This is a genomic window from Ciceribacter sichuanensis (assembly GCF_024055605.1).
GTDB lineage: Bacteria > Pseudomonadota > Alphaproteobacteria > Rhizobiales > Rhizobiaceae > Allorhizobium > Allorhizobium sichuanense.
The window spans coordinates 191,334-210,236 of the sequence record NZ_JAMXLX010000006.1 but is presented as its reverse complement, the minus strand read 5'-3'; the positions used below and the strand labels follow the sequence as shown (position 1 = coordinate 210,236).

The 18,903-nt window shown below is 62.7% G+C and carries 16 protein-coding genes; 8 read left to right on the top strand and 8 right to left on the bottom strand.

Annotated features, from left to right (window positions below; all coding sequences use genetic code 11):
• The first annotated feature begins 17 nt into the window (after positions 1-17).
• The 5 genes from NBH21_RS18345 to NBH21_RS18325 all read left to right on the top strand — a co-directional run bounded on the left by NBH21_RS18345 (position 18) and on the right by NBH21_RS18325 (position 5,987).
• Entirely contained in the window at positions 18-1,535 is a 1,518-nt protein-coding gene (locus NBH21_RS18345; protein WP_250911762.1) for a sugar ABC transporter ATP-binding protein, read from the top strand.
• Complete coding sequence (locus NBH21_RS18340; protein WP_250911763.1) at positions 1,532-2,494, top strand: ABC transporter permease; 963 nt, start codon at positions 1,532-1,534, stop codon at positions 2,492-2,494. The genes NBH21_RS18345 and NBH21_RS18340 overlap by 4 nt, the downstream gene beginning before the upstream one ends.
• A 38-nt stretch (positions 2,495-2,532) precedes the next feature.
• Positions 2,533-3,477, top strand: a complete 945-nt coding sequence (locus tag NBH21_RS18335) for a tagatose kinase (protein ID WP_250911764.1) — start codon at positions 2,533-2,535, stop codon at positions 3,475-3,477.
• A 1-nt stretch (position 3,478) separates the two neighbouring features.
• Positions 3,479-4,759: a D-tagatose-bisphosphate aldolase, class II, non-catalytic subunit gene (locus NBH21_RS18330; protein WP_250911765.1), complete on the top strand. Its 1,281-nt coding sequence runs from the start codon at positions 3,479-3,481 to the stop codon at positions 4,757-4,759.
• Between the two features lie 214 nt (positions 4,760-4,973).
• Complete coding sequence (locus tag NBH21_RS18325) at positions 4,974-5,987, top strand: LacI family DNA-binding transcriptional regulator (RefSeq protein WP_250911918.1); 1,014 nt, start codon at positions 4,974-4,976, stop codon at positions 5,985-5,987.
• Positions 5,988-6,091: 104 nt separating this feature from the next.
• On the opposite strand, the gene NBH21_RS18320 is transcribed toward NBH21_RS18325, so the two are convergent.
• The 8 genes from NBH21_RS18320 to lysA form a co-directional block, all read right to left on the bottom strand.
• A complete protein-coding gene (locus NBH21_RS18320; RefSeq protein WP_250911766.1) occupies positions 6,092-7,657 on the bottom strand; it encodes a D-aminopeptidase in 1,566 nt (521 codons plus the stop codon).
• A gap of 56 nt (positions 7,658-7,713) precedes the next feature.
• Positions 7,714-8,229: a L,D-transpeptidase family protein gene (locus NBH21_RS18315; RefSeq protein WP_250911767.1), complete on the bottom strand. Its 516-nt coding sequence runs from the start codon at positions 8,227-8,229 to the stop codon at positions 7,714-7,716.
• Between the two features lie 36 nt (positions 8,230-8,265).
• Positions 8,266-9,240 carry an ABC transporter ATP-binding protein gene (locus tag NBH21_RS18310; protein ID WP_250911768.1) on the bottom strand — a complete coding sequence of 325 codons (975 nt, stop codon included), beginning with the start codon at positions 9,238-9,240 and terminating at the stop codon, positions 8,266-8,268.
• Positions 9,237-10,235 (bottom strand): ABC transporter ATP-binding protein, encoded by a 999-nt coding sequence (locus NBH21_RS18305; RefSeq protein ID WP_250911769.1) that lies wholly within the window; start codon positions 10,233-10,235, stop codon positions 9,237-9,239. Before NBH21_RS18305 ends, NBH21_RS18310 begins: the two co-directional genes overlap by 4 nt.
• 10 nt (positions 10,236-10,245) lie before the next feature.
• On the bottom strand, positions 10,246-11,136 hold the full coding sequence (locus tag NBH21_RS18300; protein WP_250911770.1) for an ABC transporter permease: 891 nt from the start codon (positions 11,134-11,136) through the stop codon (positions 10,246-10,248).
• The gene (locus NBH21_RS18295) at positions 11,133-12,071 is read right to left on the bottom strand and encodes an ABC transporter permease (RefSeq protein ID WP_163897973.1); all 939 of its coding nucleotides are present in this window, start codon (positions 12,069-12,071) and stop codon (positions 11,133-11,135) included. The genes NBH21_RS18300 and NBH21_RS18295 overlap by 4 nt, the downstream gene beginning before the upstream one ends.
• A gap of 130 nt (positions 12,072-12,201) precedes the next feature.
• Positions 12,202-13,788, bottom strand: a complete 1,587-nt coding sequence (locus NBH21_RS18290) for an ABC transporter substrate-binding protein (protein ID WP_250911771.1) — start codon at positions 13,786-13,788, stop codon at positions 12,202-12,204.
• 130 nt (positions 13,789-13,918) lie between these two features.
• A complete protein-coding gene (gene lysA / locus NBH21_RS18285) occupies positions 13,919-15,250 on the bottom strand; it encodes a diaminopimelate decarboxylase (protein ID WP_250911772.1) in 1,332 nt (443 codons plus the stop codon).
• A 216-nt stretch (positions 15,251-15,466) separates the two neighbouring features.
• On the opposite strand from lysA, the gene NBH21_RS18280 reads away from it, so the two are divergent.
• From NBH21_RS18280 to NBH21_RS18270, 3 genes are all read left to right on the top strand, one after another.
• Complete coding sequence (locus NBH21_RS18280) at positions 15,467-16,390, top strand: LysR family transcriptional regulator (RefSeq protein WP_250911773.1); 924 nt, start codon at positions 15,467-15,469, stop codon at positions 16,388-16,390.
• A gap of 121 nt (positions 16,391-16,511) precedes the next feature.
• Entirely contained in the window at positions 16,512-17,537 is a 1,026-nt protein-coding gene (locus NBH21_RS18275) for an AraC family transcriptional regulator (protein WP_250911774.1), read from the top strand.
• A gap of 294 nt (positions 17,538-17,831) precedes the next feature.
• Entirely contained in the window at positions 17,832-18,869 is a 1,038-nt protein-coding gene (locus NBH21_RS18270) for a zinc-dependent alcohol dehydrogenase family protein (protein WP_250911775.1), read from the top strand.
• Positions 18,870-18,903 lie beyond the last annotated feature (34 nt).

Here is an 18,903-nt window from a genome sequence, read left to right as displayed (position 1 = left end):
ATGCGAAGGGTGATGCCATGCCTGCCACCGGCAATGATGCCATCCTTGAAATCAAGGATGTGACCAAGGTTTTCGGCGCTGTAACCGCGCTCAAGAACATGCAGTTGAAAGTCCGGCCCGGACGGGTTCACACCATCCTGGGCGAAAACGGCGCGGGAAAATCGACGCTGATGAAGATCCTCGCGGGGGTCTATCAGGTCACCTCCGGCGAGATCACGCTCGGCGGCCAGCCCTATGCGCCGGCCAATCCGCAGGAAGCGGCAAAGGCGGGGCTGACGATCGTTTTCCAGGAACTCAGCCTCTGCAACAATCTCTCCGTTGCGGAAAACATTCTCGCGACCCGCGAGCCGTCGAGAGCCGGCTTCATCAGCGACAGCGCGCTCACCCGCAAGGCCGAGGCCATCATCGCGGACCTGAAGCTGCCGGTGTCGGTGAGCGACAAGGTCGGCGACCTGTCGATTGCGCAGCGCCAGCTTGTCGAGATCGCCAAGGGGCTCAGCGTCGATGCGAAGGTGGTTATCCTCGATGAACCCACGTCCTCGCTCAGCGACAGCGAAGCCGAGATCCTGTTCGACATCATCGCGCGGCTGAAGGCGCGCGGCGTGGCCATCATCTACATCTCGCACCGGATGGAAGAGATCATGCGGCTGAGCGACGACATCACCGTCGTGCGCGACGGCGCCTATATCACCACCCGCGAGAAGAACGACACCACCATCGACGAACTGATCGCGATGATGGTTGGCCGCGACATGCACGCGATCTATCCGCCCCGCGATGTGCCGGCTCCGGCGCTCACTGAAAAGCCTGTCCTGACCGTCAGCGGACTGTCGCGAACCGGCGAATTCGAGGACGTCTCCTTTGACGTGCGTTCCGGCGAAATCCTCGGCTTCTTCGGGCTGGTCGGTTCGGGCCGCTCGGAGGTGATGAACACCCTGTTCGGCATGGGCCATATCGCCGCCGGCACGATTTCGATCGACGGTTCGGCGGTCTCCATTTCCTCGCCGATCGATGCCATCAACCGCGGCATCGGCTTCGTCACGGAAAACCGCAAGGAAGAGGGTCTCGTCCTCAGCCACAGCGTCGAGGCCAATATCTCGGTGGTGGCGCTCGATAAATTCTCGGGCCTTCTCGGCTTCCTCAAGCGTCGCAGCGAACGCGATGCAGCGGATCGGGAGGTGAAGCGCCTCGCCATCAAGACGGCCTCGCTTGACACAATCGCCGGCACGCTTTCGGGCGGCAACCAGCAGAAGATCGTGCTGGCCAAATGGCTGCTGACCAGGCCGAAGATCCTGATCCTTGATGAACCGACACGCGGCGTCGATGTCGGGGCCAAGTATGAAATCTACAAGATCATCCGCCAGCTGGCGGCGGAGGGCACGGCGATCCTGCTCATTTCCTCCGAACTCCCCGAGATCATCGGTATGAGCGATCGCGTTGCAGTCATGAGCGAAGGCCGCATGACCGCGACCGTATCCGGCGACCGGATTTCTCCCGAAAAAATCATGAGCTTTGCGACGGGAACAGTATCATGACCGACAAGACTGCAGCCAATGCTGCCCTTATGCGACTGATGAAACAGTATGGCGGCATCTTTCTGTCGCTCATCGTGCTGTGCGTCATCTTCTCCGTCATGAACCCGCGTTTCATGTCGCTCGCCAACTTCCTCAACGTGCTGCAGCAGGTGGCCGTCATCGCAATCGCCGCCTTCGGCATGACCTGGGTCATCCTGCTCGGCGAGATCGACCTATCCATCGGCTCGATCATCGCGCTTGCCGGCATGGTCGCCGCCCAGTGTTTCGCCTTCGGCCTCGGCTTCCTGCCGACGTTTGCGCTGACGCTTCTCGCCGGCGCCCTGCTCGGCTCGGTGAACGGAGTGCTGACGGCGAAATTCCTGCTGCCATCCTTCATCGTCACGGTGGCGACGATGGGCATCTATCGCGGCCTCGTCAGCCTGCCGACCAATGGCGCGCCGGCCATGATCACCGAGCCGACATGGACGGCCATCGGCACCCAGAGCTTCATCGGCATCCCGATCGTCATCTGGTTCGTCGCCGTGCTCTTCCTGTTCAACCACATCCTGCTCAGCAAGACCAAGTTCGGCCGCCGCGCCTATCTGACCGGCGGCAACCGCGAGGCAGCACTTTACTCCGGCATCAATGTCGACCGCCTGAAGATCGTCATCTTCATGATCTCCGGCGTGATGGCGGCGATCTCCGGCGTGCTGCTCTCGTCGCGCCTGTTCTCGGCCCAGACCAATGCCGGCATGAGCTACGAACTGGATGCGATCGCCGCAGCCGTTCTCGGCGGCACCAGCCTTGCCGGCGGCGTCGGCACCATGGTCGGCACGCTGATCGGCGCGCTCATCATCGGCGTGCTGAACAACGGCATGAACATGATGTCCGTCCCCTATTTCTACCAGCTCATCGTCAAGGGCCTGGTGATCCTCATCGCCGTCGGTCTCGACGTCCGCTCGAAGCGGGCCAGACAGTGAACCGACGCCAGTAAAACTCGAAAGCGAGCAGTCGTCCCATGTCAAAAATCCTGACCATCGGCGAAATCCTCGTCGAGATCGTCGCCACCAACCGCGGTAACGGCTTTCGCGAAGCGGTTCCCCTGATCGGCCCGTTCCCCTCCGGCGCGCCGGCGATCTTCATCGATCAGGTCGGCAAGCTCGGCCAGGAATGCGCCATCGTCTCACGCGTCGGCGATGACGATTTCGGCTGGGTCAACATCAACCGGCTGACGGAAGACGGCGTCGACGTCTCCGGCATCGAGGTCGTTCCGCAGGGCACCACCGGCAGCGCCTTCGTGCGCTACCGCGAGGACGGCAGCCGCGCCTTCGTCTTCAACATCCGCCACAGCGCCTGCGGCACTATCGATCTCTCCGAAAAGACGCTCGCCATGATCGACGGCTGCACGCACATGCATGTCATGGGCACGGCCCTTTATGCGCCGAGCGTGGTGAAGAGCATCCTGACGGCGGTCGAGCGCATCAAGGCGGCCGGCGGCACGGTCTCCTTCGATCCGAACCTCAGGCCGGAAACTCTCGACAGCCCCGGCATGCGCGAGGCGCTGCAGACGGTGCTCGCAAAAACCGACCTGTTCATGCCGAGCGGCGAGGAACTCTTCCTGTTTGCCGAGGCAAAGACGGAAGACGCCGCCGTCGCCGAACTGCTCGCCAGGGGCATCAAGGCAATCGTCGTCAAGCGCGGCAACAAGGGCGCCAGCTATTTCGACAGGGACACGCGGCTCGATCTCGAAGGCTTCAACGTCGTGGAAGTCGACCCGACCGGGGCGGGGGACTGCTTCGGCGCGACCTTCGTGACCTTCTGGCTGCAGGGCGCAAGCCCGGCCGAAGCGCTGCTCTACGCCAATGCTTCCGGCGCACGCGCCGTCACCAGGGCCGGCCCGATGGAAGGCGCTTCCACCAGGGCTGAACTCGAAACCCTCATCAAGACGCAAGGCAGGGCCTGACATGCGGCAGAACTATCTTTCGGACATCGCAACCTGGCGTCAGCGCGCCGGCTCCAAGGGCATCCCCTCGATCTGCTCGGCGCATCCGATGGTGATCGAGGCCTCCATGCTGCATGCGCTCGCCAGGGGTGAGCACCTGCTGGTCGAGGCCACCTGCAACCAGGTGAACCAGGACGGCGGCTATACCGGCATGACGCCCGCCGACTTCCGGGTCTTCGTCGAGAAGATCGCCGAAAAGACCGGCTTCCCGCTCGACAGGCTAATCCTCGGCGGCGACCATCTCGGCCCCAATCCGTGGAAGAACCTTCCCGCCGATGAGGCCATGGCCAAGGCCTGCACGATGATCGACGCATTCGCCCGCGCCGGCTTCACCAAGCTCCACCTCGATACCAGCATGGGCTGCGCCGGCGAGCCGGTCGCGCTTCCCGATGCCGTCACCGCCGAGCGCGCAGCGCGTCTTGCAAGCGTCGCCGAGGCCGCACTTGTCGGCTCGCACGGCGTCCAGCCGGTCTATATCGTCGGCACCGAGGTTCCGATCCCCGGCGGCGCGATGGAAGAACTCGACGTATTGGAAGTCACAAAGCCCGAGGCAGCGTTGAAGACGGTCGAAGTCCATCGCGAGGCCTTCGAAGCCGCCGGCGTCGAATCCGCCTTTTCCCGCGCCGTCGGAGCCGTCGTCCAGCCGGGCGTAGAATTCGGCAACCACAATGTCATCGCCTACGAGCCGGAAAAGGCCGCGGCACTCAGCGCCACGCTCGCCGGCATGCCGGGCATGGTGTTCGAGGCCCATTCCACCGACTACCAGACCCGCGACGCGCTGCGCCGGCTGGTGCTGGACGGCTTCTCCATCCTGAAGGTCGGTCCGGGCCTGACCTTTGCGCTTCGTGAGGCCTTCTACGGTCTCGACCGGGCCGCCGATTTCCTCTTCCCCGGCAAGCGCCGCGAAACCCTGCTCGATACCGTCGAGAGCGTTCTGACCGCGGAGCCGAAGAACTGGGAAAAATACTATCACGGCACGGCGGACGAACAGCGCCTGCAGCGGCATTTCAGCTATAGCGACCGCATCCGCTACTACTGGCCGCATCCCGAGATCAACGCTGCCGTCAGCGAGCTTTTCGCCATCCTCGACGGCGTCGAGATCCCCGAAACGCTGATCAGCCAGTACCTTCAGGCAAGCTATACGGCGGTCCGCGAGGGACGTGTGAAGCCTCAGGCCGAGGCGCTGGCGCTTGCAGCCGTCGACCACGTTCTGGAAGACTATTTCGAAGCCTGCCGCGCCTGATAGAGCAATATCCGACCGGAGTGAAACGAGGATCGACAAGACTATGCTTCAAAAAGGAAGTCCTGGAGCGCCGATCTGATTTAAACAGATCGAAATGCGCTCTAAGCTGCGGCTTGCAGCGGCGTGGAAGTTCTGGTTGAAACCATGAAGCTATAATTTAAATCGATTGAGAAACGGGGTGAAAGCGAATTTGGAAGACAGGCTCATCAGGACCATGGAGGACTTTGCCGAGTTTGTCGGATTGTCACGACCGACCGTCTCGAAGTATTTCAACGATCCGGGTTCGGTCCGCCGCAAGACGCGCGACCTGATCGAGGCGGCGCTGAAGCAGAGCGGCTTCCGCCCCAATATGTTCGCTGTCAATCTCAACCGGCGGCGGAGCAATATCCTCGGCATCATCATCCCGAACTCGACCGACCCGTTCTACATGGCGCTGACGCGGCGGGTGGAACTCATCGCCAATGCCTCCGGCTTCCTTGCCTTCGTCCTGTCTTCCGACGGCAATGCCGAGATGGAGGCCCGCGCCATCGAGACGTTCAAGTCGATGAACGTCGCCGGCGCGATCATTGCGCCTCTCGGCGTGCAGTCGCATCACGAGACGCTGCGGTCGCTGGCCGAATCCATTCCGCTGATCTTCGTCGACTCGCCGCTGGACGACACTTCGCCCTTCGTCGGCACCAACAACCGGCAGAGCTTCCAGTTGATAGTCGACTATCTATGTCGCTCGGGCGAGCCGCCCTGCTATCTCGGGATGCCGCCGGTCAACACCAATGCCAGCACCCGCGAGATGGCCTATATCGAGGCCATGTCGCAGCTGCGCATGGAGCCGATCGTGCTGCCGATTGCAAAGACCGCGGGCTGGGATTTCGAAAAATTCGGCTATGAGGAAACGCTGCGTATTCTGGAAAACGGCGGCTTCCCCACAGGCACGGTTCTCTGCGCCAACGACCGCGTGGCCTTCGGCGCGATTTCAGCCGCCTATCATGCCGGCATCAAGGTCGGGCGCGGCCCGGACCGCGAACTTCGCATCGCCGGCCACGACGACCATCCGCTGTCACGCTACGCCTGTCCGCCCATCACCACGGTCGCCCAGAGCTACAACGACATCGGCCGCATCGCCATGGAGCTTCTGCTGCGCAAACTCGGCGAGGAAGACGCCGGCTCGACCCCGGAACACGACGAACAGGTTCTCCTCAACGCGGAAATCATCCTGCGCGAATCCGCCTGACCGGCAGGGAGCGGGAAGCCCTGAAGATGGAGCGGACGTTTCGACGCCCGGCTCGCAACCGTCCCAAAAACCCGAGAGGCTCGATAGCGTCAATAGCACGCTATTTATCCCACACGGACATAATCGATGTTACGGGCCAGCCAGCAGCCGATAGCGAGGCCGGCGACAGAGCCATCGGCGTTGCGGCGAACCCTGACCGTCCAGTCACCAGGTGGCGATGCGTCGATGGAGCGGCGGGAGGTGACGATCCAGATGTCTTCGGCGAGCGGATACATCCGCTCCATCGGTCCCGTCCCCAGCATGCCCTTGAAGAGGGCATGCACCGCGCCGTCGCGTGCCTCGATCTCGAGGTCGGCATCCAGCTCGTCGGAATGGTAGAGGCCAGCGATTTCGCTGCCGTCGGCATAATCGATGCGGGCAAGCGGTCGCGCCCTGACATGCAGGTTTTCCTGGCTGCGATGCATGACCAGCGCCTCGCCGTCCTTTTCCAGGCGCAATCCCTGTCCACGGGCGATGCCATCGGTGCCGACCGTCAGGCGCGACGGCGACGGGCTGTAATAGAGCTTGACGCCGGTGGCGTCCTGAACGGTGCGCAGGATCAGCCCACGCTCCTCATCCAGCCACAACCCGTCCCATCCTTCCGGTCTGACCGAGGCATTCTGCCGGGGCGGCATGCCGAGGGCCGCCTCCATCAGCGCGATCGCGGAGGTAGAGGTGCCGGTGTCGTGATTGAACATCACCACCACCGAAAGCCGTTCTTCTGCGGCATGCAGGCGATAGGAGCTGAAACCGCGAAGGCCGCCGCCATGGCCGGTGAACCTCACGCCCGCCCAGCTGTCGCGACGCAGGCCATAGCCATAATCCGCAGGCGAACCGTCGGCATAGGTTACGGGCGCCGTCAGGCGGTTATAGAGGCTTTCCGGGTCGTCCCGCGTCGCGTCGATGTGGACTTCCCAGGCCAGCATATCGTCCAGCGCGGCCGAAATGCCGGCATCGCCAAACCAGTAGACGCCATTATCGGCGGGTAGGAAGCCGACCTCGTCATTGCCCTCGTAGCCGATGACGCCATCGAGCGGATGGCGCGCATCCGGCGAGAGAACCGCCGTCTTCATGCCAGCCGGCGCAAACAGGCGCTCCGACAGAAGCTCGCCGAAATCGCGTCCGGTTCCGCGCTCGATCAGCTCGGCCAGAATGCGGAAATTGGCGTTGTTGTAGGAATAGAGCGTGCCCGCCCGGAAATGATCGGTCTTCGAGCGGGCGATCAGCGGCAGCGCATCTTCGCGGCGGAAACTCATCTCCGGCAGCGCGCCTTGCAGGACCGTCAGCGCCCAGTAATCGCGCAGGCCCGACTGGTTGTGGCAAAGCTCCGCCACCGTCGGCAGCGGGTCGCGATAATTGGGCAGGAAATCGGCGACCTGCGCGTCGAGCGAGGCGGGGTCGTCGAACAGGTCGAGCAGCAGCGCGCAGGTGAAATGCTTGGAAATCGAGCAGATCGGCAGGCGTGTCGCCGCCGTCATTGGAAGCCGGCGATAGGTGTCTGCAAAACCCCATGCGCGCCGTGCGACGATCCTGCCGTCCTTTACCACCCCTGCCACGCCTCCGGGACCCTTGCAGCGGGAGGGAAGGAGGTTCAGCGCCCGTTCGAGCGCGGCAGTGTCGATCGTCGACATGACGAGGTATCCGGATTTCTATCAATGAAGGGTAGCGAGTTGAATGCGACGCGGGATCAGGCCGCGTCGCTGAAGCAGAGGCTGACGGACGGTCCGGCCCGAGCCAGAAATTCCAGAAGGTCCTCGCGGGAAAGTGCTGCGCAGCCGGCCGTCGGCGAATAGTTCTCGCGTGCGAGATGCAGGAAGATCGCGCTGCCGGCGCCCGGCACCACCGGATCGTCGTTCTGGCCGAGCACCACGACGATGTCGTAGACTTCGTCTTCCCGCCACAGCTCCTCATGGCTTGCCGCGTAGGGAAGCCGAATCTTGCGGTTGTACTGCGGATCGGAAGGCTCGTCGCACCAGCCGTCGAGGCGGTCGATGGGCGTGCAGGGCAGGGCGGTCGCGGGTTTTTCCATGCGGTCGGCGCGGTAATAGACATGCCGGATCGGCCAGCAGCCGACCGGGCTCACGCCGTCGCCTTCGGTCTTTTCGAGATGAATGCCGCCGCGGCCAACGGCGCAACGCCAGCTCCGGTCGCCATGACGGGCTTCCCACAGCTCGTCGCCGATCTTCTTCACGATCAGGTCCACGTTCTTTCCTTCCCTAACCTTACAGAGCCGCCGGGCTTATTCGCCCAGCGGAAAATGACAGGCGACGCCCCGGCCGTCATTGGTCACCAGCGCCGGATCTTCCGTGCGGCAGATATCCTTGGCATAGGGGCAGCGCGTGTGGAAGCGACAGCCGCTCGGCAGGTTCACCGGGCTCGGAATGTCGCCCACCAGCACCGGACGCTCGCGGTTACGCTGATGCGGATCGGCGCGCGGCACGGCCGAAATCAGGAACATGGTATAAGGATGGCGCGGATTGGAGAAGATCTCTTCCGTGGTCCCCACTTCCACCAGCCGCCCGAGGAACATCACCCCGATGCGATCGGCAAACTGCCTGACCACGCTGAGATCGTGGGTGATGAACAGGTAGGTCAGCTTCAGCTGTTCCTGCAGGTCGCGCAGGAGGTTCAGCACCTGCGCCTGGATCGATACGTCAAGCGCCGACACGGCCTCGTCACAGACGACGAATTCCGGGTTGTTGGCGAGCGCTCGCGCAATGCCGATGCGCTGCCGCTGGCCGCCGCTGAACTGGTGCGGATAGTGCCGCATCAGGTGCGGTCGCAGGCCCACCACTTCGAGCAGTTCCTGGCAGCGTTCCTCGATCTGGGCTTCTGTCCCGTAGGAATGCGCCCTCAACGGTTCGGCGAGAATGTCCTTCACCCGCATGCGCGGATTGAGCGAGGCGAACGGATCCTGGAACACGATCTGCAGCTTCTTGCGCAGCGCCCGCATCGAGCCTTCGTCGAGCGAATGAAGGTCCTGTCCGCGATAGTTGACGCTGCCGGCGGTGCGCTCCACCAGCCGCAGCATGGCACGCCCGAGCGTGGTCTTGCCGCAGCCGGATTCGCCCACCAGCGCGAAGGTTTCCCGCTCGTAGATTTCGAGGCTGACGCCGTCGACTGCCCGGATCACCTTGTCGCGCGAGCCGAGGAAGCCGGCGCTCATGCGGTAATACTTGGTCAGCTGGTCGGTGGAAATGAGGACTTCGCTCATGCCGCGGCTCCCTGCTTGTCGTGGAGCCAGCAGCGGGCCTTGTGGCCTTTTCCGAGATCGACGAGTTCCGGCGACTTGACGCTGCAGATCGGCATGGCGTCGCCGCAGCGGGGGTGGAACCGACAGCCCTGCGGCAGCTTGGCCAGATTGGGCACGACGCCCTTGATGCTGCTCATGCGCTCGCCGGTGCGCTTTTCCGTGGCCTTCGGGATAGAGGCGAGCAGGCCGCGGGTATAGGGATGCGACGGCCGATCGAAGAGGTCGAAGACATCGGCCTGCTCGACGATCTGGCCTGCATACATCACGTTCACCTCGTCGCACATCTCGGCGATGATGCCGAGATCGTGGGTGATCATGATGATCGCCGTGCCGATCCGGTCGCGCAGCGCCACCATCAGCCGCAGGATCTGGGCCTGCGTGGTCACGTCGAGCGCCGTCGTCGGCTCGTCGGCGATCAGCAGCTTAGGCTCACAGATGAGGCCCATCGCAATCATCGCACGCTGGCGGAGGCCGCCCGAGAGCTCGTGCGGATAGGCGTCGAGACGCGCGGCGGGCTCGGGGATGCCCACCGTCTCAAACATGTGCAGCACCTTGTCGCGAATGGCGCGCCGGCCGAGATCCGTATGGATGGACAGGGGTTCGCCGACCTGCTGCACCATGGTGCGCACAGGGTTGAGCGAGGTCATCGGCTCCTGGAAGACCATGGACATGTCGCGGCCGCGCTTGTGGCGCAGCTGGTCGGGGGTGAGCTTGGTCAGATCGCTCCCGTCGAACATGATGCTGTCGGCGGTAACAAGGCCGGAGGGCGACGCCACGAGGCCCATCAGCGAGAGCGAGGTGACGCTCTTGCCGGAGCCGGATTCCCCGACGAGGCCGACGATCCGGCCGCGGCCAACGTCGAAGGACACATTGTCCACCACCCGCACGGCACCGCGATGGCCGCGGAAATCGGTGCGCAGGTTGCGCACGCTCAGCAACTGGTTTTGATCCGTCATCGTCACGGCTTCAGTCCTTCATGTAGGGGTCGAGCGCGTCGCGCAGACCGTCGCCGATGAAATTGAATGCAAGCACCGTGATCAAGATCGCGACGCCGGGCATGATGGCGACGAGCGGCGAGGCGAACAGGTATTCCTTGCCCTTTGCGACCAAGAGGCCCCAGCTCGCTTCCGGCGGCTGAACCCCGACGCCGAGGAAGGAGAGGCTCGATTCCCACATGATCGCCTCGGGAATGCTGAGCGAGAAGAGAACGATCAGCGTCGGCACGATGTTCGGGAAGATGTGGCGGACCATGATCTTCGCCCTCGTCGTTCCGACGGCGCGGGCGGCCTCGATGAACTCCTTCTCCTTCAGCGCCAGCGTCTGCGAGCGGACGACGCGCGCAACGCCTGCCCAGCCGACGAGGCTGAGCGCGATGAAGATGTTGAAGAGGTTGGCGCCGAGCGTATACATCACCACCATCGCCAGCAGCAGCGAGGGAAAGGCGATCATCGTGTCGGCCAGCCGCATGATGATGAAATCGATCTTGCCGCCGTAATAGCCGCTGACGATGCCCATGACAGCGCCGATCATCAGCGAGATGAAGCTCGGCACGATACCCACCAGCAGCGAGATGCGCGCGCCATAGAGAATGCGGGTCAGCAGGTCACGGCCGAAATTGTCGGTGCCGAGCCAGTAGCTGGAAGACGGCGGTAGGAACTGTTCGTCCAGCGCCACCCGGTAAGGATCGTGCGGGCTGATGATCGGGATGAAGAAGGCGACGAGGAAGAGCAGGCTGACGAGGATCAGGCCCACCATCGCCATCTTGTTCTTGCGGAAGACCCGAATGGTGTCGCGCAGGAAGCTGTCGCTTTCCACGCTTTCGATGATGTCTTCCGGAGCTGCGGTCACTTCGGTCATTTCGCGCCTCCCTTCATCTGGTGGCGGATGCGGGGATCGAGAACGGAATAGAGAATGTCGGCCACCAGATTGCCGAAAATGACCAGCGCCGTGGCAAAGAGAACCGATCCCTGAAGCAGCGGCATGTCGCGGGCCTGGATGGCGTTGACGGAGATACGGCCGACGCCGGGAATGCCGAAGATCGCCTCGGTGATGACCGCGCCGGACAGCAGGCTCGCCACCTGGATCGCCATGATCGTCACCACCGGAATGAGCGAATTCTTCAGCGCATGGCGCATGATGACCTTGATCTCGCGCAGGCCCTTGGCGCGGGCGGTGCGGATATAGTCGTGCCGCATGACTTCCAGAAGGCTCGAGCGGGTGAGGCGCGCAATGACGCCCGCCGAACTCCAGCCCAGCACGATGGCCGGCATGATCACGTATTCGAAGCCGTAGAAGCCGGAAACGGGCAGCCACTTCAGCTTGAGCGCGAAGATGTACTGCATCAAAAGCGCCGACCAGAAGATCGGCATGGAAACGCCGAGCAGCGAAAAGCCCATGAAGAAATGGTCGAGCGCGGAATCGCGCCGCACGGCCGAGAGAACCCCCACCGGAATGCCGATCACCCATGAGACGATTGCCGCACAGACCGCCAGATAGAGCGTGTTCGGGAAGGCGTTGAGGATCAGCGTCGTCACGCTGCGGTTCAGCTTGATCGACATGCCGAGATCGCCCTGCACCGCGCCCGCGAGGAAGCGGAAGTAGCGGGTGATGAGCGGATCGTCGAGATGCATCTGGGCGCGCACGCGCTCGATAACCTCGGGGCTCGCATGCTCCTTCATCAGGAGCGCGATCGGATCGCCCGGAATGACGTTCAGCATGACGAAGAGCAGCGCAGTGATGCCGATCAGAACAGGGATCGAAGCCGCGATGCGCTTTATAGCAAACATCAGCATCGGTGGGTTTCTTTCATGGTCGGTCGCCGGATCGAAGGCCGCACCGGTGCGGGCTTCAAGGAACCGGGAAGGATGGACGAGAGCAGGCGGAGGCGGCGGATCTCCAACGAGACCCGCCGCGCAATAGGTCTTACTCGACTTCCATCTGGTAGTAGCTCATGTCGCTCCAGCCGTTCCACGGAACGGTGAAGTTCTTCACGCGCGGCTGTACGACATAGGTGTGATCGAGGCTGAACAGCGGTACCCAGGCCGCATCTTCCTGCACGATCCGCTCGTTCATCTTCTGGTAGAGGGCGCAACGCTCGTCGGCATTGGTCATCGTGCGCGCCTTGTCGAGTGCTGCGAAGACTTCCGGATCGTTGTTGTTGTAGCCGCGCACGGCCGTGCCGCTCTTGCTGAAGAAGGTGTAGAAGAAGTTGTCCGGGTCGTTGAAGTCGGCCGACCAGGTCTGCGTGTAGTTATCGACGGTGCCGGCCTTGCGGGCGTCGAGGTAGGCAGACTCGTCCATCATCTTGATCTGGGCGTTGAAACCGGACGCCTTGATCTGGGACTGGATGATCTGGTTCATGTCAGACCACTTCGACGACCAGCTGCTGACCTGCGTTAGGTTGATGTCGACGCCGTTCGGATAGCCGGCTTCGGCCAGAAGCTGCTTGGCCTTTTCCGGATTGTACTCGATCGGGGTCGCCGGAGCATAGCAGGTCACACCGCGCGGCATGACGCCGTTTTCGATCATGCCCTTGCCGTAGAAGTTCTTCTCGAGGATTTCCTGGCGGTTGATCGCCATCTGGAAGGCCTTGCGGACGCGCACGTCGTCGAAGGGCTTCACCGCCTGGTTGATGTTGTAATAGTAGATGCCGACGCGCGGGCCGGAGCGGATCTGGTCCTTCCACTTGTCGCTGGAGAGGAAGTAGGGCAGCTGCGTCGTGGCGTAGTCGACGTCGAACACGTCGAGTTCGTCGGATTCGAACAGCATGCGCAGGGTTTCGGCATCGGCCACGACGCGCACCACGATCCGGTCCAGCTTCGGCCGGCCCTTGTAGTAGTTCTCGTTGGCTTCCATGACCTGGCTGTCGTTCAGGTTATATTCCTTGAGAACGAACGGGCCGGTACCGTTGGTAGTCTCCGGCGAAAGGCCGAACTGGTCGCCGAGCGGCTCGGTGAACTTGCGATTGAAGATCGAGGCCTGCGGACTCGCCATCAGCGCGATGAACGCGGCATAGGGCTCCTTCAGGACGATCTTGACCGTGTAATCGTCGACGGCCTGCAGGCCGCGAACGGAGGTGGCGGTTCCGTCCAGACGCTCGCTGGCGCCATCGACGAAATCGAGAATATCGGTGCCGAGCGCCTTGGTCTTCGGGTCCAGCATGCGGTCGAAGGTGAAGACGACGTCATCGGCCTTCAGTTCTTCGCCATTGTGGAACAGAACGCCCTTGCGCAGGTGGAAGGTGTAGGTCTTGCCGTCTTCCGAAACGTCCCAGCTCTCGGCGAGGCCGGCGGTGAGCTTCGACTGGCCGGGGCCGCTGGTCTCGGCTTCGACGAGACGGTCGAAGAGGTTGAGCGGCAGCGTGTAGGCATCCGAGGTCTTCTGGACGTCGGCCGTCTTCGGATCTTCGGTATAGGCGATCCGCAGCGTGTGGTCGGCGGCAAGAGCCGGCGACATCAACGTCAGGCCGAGAAGGCCGGTCGTCACCAGGAGTTTCAGTTTATCAAGCATTCAGTTCTCCTTCTTCTTTGTTAGTTCCCCAATCCGCGGATGCGGGGCATCGGCCCCGCATCCGCGGTTCGTTCCGGACCGGAACGGTTCACGGCCCGTCCCTCCCAGGGGATCGGGCCGTGCAAGATGTTCAGCCGGCAGCCTTCTTCGCCGGGGCAGGGCCGTTCTGCCAATTGCCGGTATCTTCGAGCTCCAGCACTTCGCGAATGTTCTGCCGGCGGCGGATGGTGCGGAAGTGATCGCCATCCACCAGCACCTCGGCCACGAGATCGCGCGAATTGTAGGTCGATGCCATCGAGGCGCCGTAAGCGCCGGCGCAGTCGAACGTCAGGAGATCGCCGGCATTCAGCTCGCCGAGCCCTTCATAGGCGCCGAAATCATCAGAGCTTTCGCAGATCGGCCCGACGATCCGGTAGCGGGGCGATACGGCCGCGCCCTTCGCCTGATGAAACGGCAGAACGGGGTGTTTGGCATCATAAAGCGCGGGGCGCATGAGATCGTTCATGCCCGCATCGACGATGGCGACGTAACCGTCCTGACCGTCCTTGAGATAAAGCAGTTCGGTGACCAGAAGCCCGGCGCGGCCAACCAGCCAGCGACCCGGCTCCACGGTCAGCTGACAGCCGAGATCGCCGACGGTTTCAGCGACGATCGAGGCATATTCGGCGATATCCGGACCCGGATTGTCGCCGAAGGCGATGCCGATGCCGCCGCCGAGATCGAGCCGCGGAACCTCGAGCCCCTTGGCACGCAGCGCCGTCACCATCCCTGCCATCGAGGCGAAGGCGCGGCGGAACGGAGAAAGATCCTGAACCTGCGATCCGATATGAACGGCCAGCCCCTGTACATCGAGCTCCGGCCGTGCGGCAGCCTTTGCGTAGAGTTCGGGAATATCGTCGATGGCGATGCCGAACTTGCTGTCCTTCGTCGCCGTGGTGATCTTGGCATGGGTCTTGGCGTCGACATCCGGGTTGACCCGCAGCGCAATGGTGGCGCGGCGTCCGAGAGAGCGGGCGACCTCGGCGATCACTTCGATTTCGGCAGCGGATTCGACGTTGATCTGGTGAATGCCGGTTTCGAGAGCATGGGCGATTTCGGCCCGCGTCTTGCCGACACCGGAAAAGATGATCCGCGAGGATGGCGCGCCGGCGGCCAGCGCCCGCTCCAGTTCACCGCCGGAGACGATGTCCATGCCGCAACCGAGTTCGGACAGGAGCCGCAGAACGGCGATGTTGCTGTTCGCCTTCACCGCGAAACAGATCGATACGCCGATGGGGCTCAGCGCATCGGAAAGAACGGAATAAGCCCAGCGCATCGCCTCTGCCGAATAGCAGTAGAACGGGGTCGGAACCTCCCTCGCGATGTCGGTAAGACAGAGGCCTTCCACATGCAGTTCGCCGGCGCGATAGTGAAACCACGCCTGCTGGTCTGGCTGAATTTTCCGGGGGGTCGTCATTGCCATGTATCGTGTCATCCCATCACGAATGTCGGCCTGTCCGGCCGTCGAATGCGTGAGTGATTTCAGATATTGTCATGCTTGGGAAATAATTGCTAAAGCCGTCTTATTCATTTTTGATATATGCAAAATGGCTGACATTGATGTTCGTCATTTCCGGGAGGGGTGGAAAACCGCCAGAACAAAAGCCCTTTTCCCGGCTTCAGGGAGAAGGAACCGGCGATGCGTCTCAACCAGCGCCAGATCGAGGTTTTCAACGCGGTGATGGTCAACAAGAGCGTGACGGCAGCCGCCGCCGCACTCGGGACTTCCCAGCCGACGATCAGCCGCGAATTGCGCGAAATGGAACAGCGGATCGGCTTCGATCTGTTCCTGCGTTTCGGCAAGCGTCTCACCCCCACCAACCAGGCATTGCTGCTGCATGAGGTGGTGCGCCGGTCCTTTGTCGGCATGGACGAGATCAGCCGCGCGGCATCTGCGATCCGCACCTACAATGCTGCGAACTTCCGCATCGCCACCATTCCGGCCTTCGCCGAATCCGTCATGCCCCGCGTCGCCCAGAGGCTTCAGAAACAGCGCCCGGCCGTGCATCTCTCCCTCCATTCGCTGGAAGAACTTTCGCTGCAGCACGAGGTGTCGACCACCGTCTTCGATCTCGGCGTCACCGAGGGACGGTTCGAACAGCAGGGCGTCATCAGCCAGAATATCGAGGTCGGCGAACTGGTCTGCGTGCTGCCGATCGGCCACCCTCTCGCGGGAAAAAAGGTCCTGCTGCCGGAGGATTTCAACAACGAACCCTTCGTCTATTTCTCCCAGGACGACCCCTACAGGCGAAAGCTGGACGACATCTTCTTCGAGGCCGGCATTACCCGCAGCTACGCCGTCGAAACCACGACGGCGGCCAGCGTCTGCTCCATGGTTTCGGCAGGGCTCGGCGTCTCGATCATCAATCCGCTGACGGCGGAAAACCACATCGGCAAGGGCGTCGTGCTGCGCCGCCTCGGCGTCAGCGTTCCCTATGCGCTCGTGGTCTGGCGCCCGGCCAAGAGCAGCCGTTCGCGACTGGCGGAGCGGGTTATCGCCACGCTTTCCGACGTCGCCGCCGAAATGCGCCAGACCCTGCAGGCGGCGTTGAACAGGGAATAGACAGAAAACCTCGCCGATCCCGCCCGAGGATCGGAAGCGGGCGTCGCATGCTTCAATCTGCCAATTGCAATCTCCACACTTCCGGGCACAATGCCGGCGGTATCTGGAGGAGGATGCTCGAATGCTGGAAAATGCGCTGGTCTACGATGCGCAGGGCCAGCCGCTCCTGAACGGAAAACTGAATGCTTCCCGGGAGTGGGCTGAGGTCAACGCGTTCTGCAACAGGGTCTACATGCCGCTGGCGGCGAGGCCACTCGTCAAGGGAGCGGACCCGAACGCAACCTTGCGCACGCTTTCGATCGGCCGGATCGTCCTCAGCCGCTTCTGCTTCGGCGTGCCGACGAAGGCCGATGAATTCGATCCGTCCTCGGGCAATATCATCGTCGTCAATACCATGCGGGGCAGCGTGCGCCATCCGCTCGCCGACGGCGCCAGCATCGATACGCAGCCCGGTGACAGCTATGTGGTCGATTGCAGCCGCACGGACTACTGGAATGTCGCCAATGGCGACGACCTGCAGTTCAACCTGACCATTCCCCACAGCCTGATGGAGGAAACGGCGCAGCGTTGGTATGGCTTCGTGCCCGAAGACGACCTCTGGAAGAAACGCCTTCTCTTCGGCCGGGGGCAATCCGCCTGGCTGTCTCTGGTGGAATATGCGACGCGTTCCGTCGATGCCCGCAACGACCGCATCGCCAGCCCGCTGATCGAAAAACGCATCGAGGAAACGCTGTGCCTCGAACTGCTGCGCGGCTGGGCCGAATGCTCCGGCCTCAACCTCGATACCGGTGCGCGCGGCGCAGCACCCAGATATGTGCGCGAGGCCGAACGGCTGATGGAGGAACGGGCGCATGAGGGCCTCTCGGTGATCGAAATCGCCGCAGAGGTCGGCATTTCCGCCCGCAGCCTTTCCGATGGCTTTAGGCGGTTTCGCGGTATCACGCCGCACGATTACCTGACGGCACGCCGTCTCGACGGCCTGCGCAAGGCTCTGGAGGAAGCGCCCCCCGGCGAAACCGTCTCCTCGATCGGGCTTGCGCGGGGCTATGTGAACCTCAACGCCATGGCCACGAGCTACCGCCAGCGCTTCGGTGAAAGCCCTTACCAGACGCTGCGCAACCGCCCGGCCAAGCTCCCGGCAAGCTGACCGACAGGGGGCCGAACGGGGCCTGACGCCCCGCATTTCCTGACCTCCCGAAATCGCCGTTTCTGTGAACGGCGAGCATCGCTCCGTTGCGGCGGTGGATTTGCCTCGTCAGCCAATTGCTTCCGTTTTCGATCATCCGCTTCCGTAATGGAGCAAAGCCCAGCCAGCGGCGATCCTCCCCGTTGGCTATGGTGGCTGCGGGTGTCGTTTCGCACTCCACCATCCGGACAGGAGACCGGTTTGTGCAATCTTTGCAATATCATGCTGAGGGGCATGCCCCCTAGGGAGGATCTGATGAAAGCGCTTGTCTATAACGGACCGGGCAAGAAAGACTGGGTCGAGAAGCCCAAGCCGATCGTGCAGGAACCGACCGATGTCATCGTGAAGATCACGAAGACGACCATCTGCGGCAGCGACCTGCATATCCTGAAGGGTGACGTACCGACCGTTACCGAGGGACGCACGCTCGGCCATGAAGGCGTCGGCATCGTCGATGAGGTCGGCAGCGCAGTCCGCAACTTCAAGAAGGGCGATCCCGTCCTGATTTCCTGTATCACCTCCTGCGGTTCCTGCCCGAACTGCAAGCGGCAGCTTTATTCCCATTGCGACGACGGCGGCTGGCAGCTCGGCCATACGGTCGATGGCACGCAGGCCGAATATGTCCGCATCCGCCATGGCGACAACTCGCTTTATCCGATCCCGGCCGGGGCGGACGAGGAAGCACTCGTCATGCTCTCCGACATCCTGCCGACGGGTCTGGAAATCGGCGTTCAGGCGGGCGGCGTGAAGCCGGGTGATACGGTCGCCATCGTCGGCGCCGGTCCGGTCGGCATGTCGGCGCTGCTCACCGCGCAGTTCTATTCGCCGGGCAAGATCGTGATGATCGACATGGACCCGGCGCGTCTGGCGCTCGCCCGCCAGTTCGGCGCCACCGATACGGTGCAGGTCGGCGCGGAAGACGCTGCCGCGCAGGTTCTGGCAATGACGGACGGACGCGGCGTCGATGTGGCGATCGAGGCCGTGGGCGTGCCCGCCACCTTCGATATCTGCCAGAAGATCGTCTCGGCCGGCGGCAAGATCGCCAATGTCGGTGTCCACGGCAAGCCGGTGGAGCTTCACATCGAGGATCTGTGGATCAAGAACATCAACATCTCGATGGGCCTAGTGAACACCAACACCACACCGATGCTGTTGAAGACGGTGGAGGCCGGCAAGTTCGACCCGAGCAAGCTGATCACCCATCGCTTCGCGCTCGACGAGATCCTCGACGCCTACGAAGTCTTCGGCAATGCCGCCCGCGAAAAGGCGATGAAGGTCATTCTCGCGGCCTGAGATCTGCCGGATACCTGAAGCATACCGAAACAGC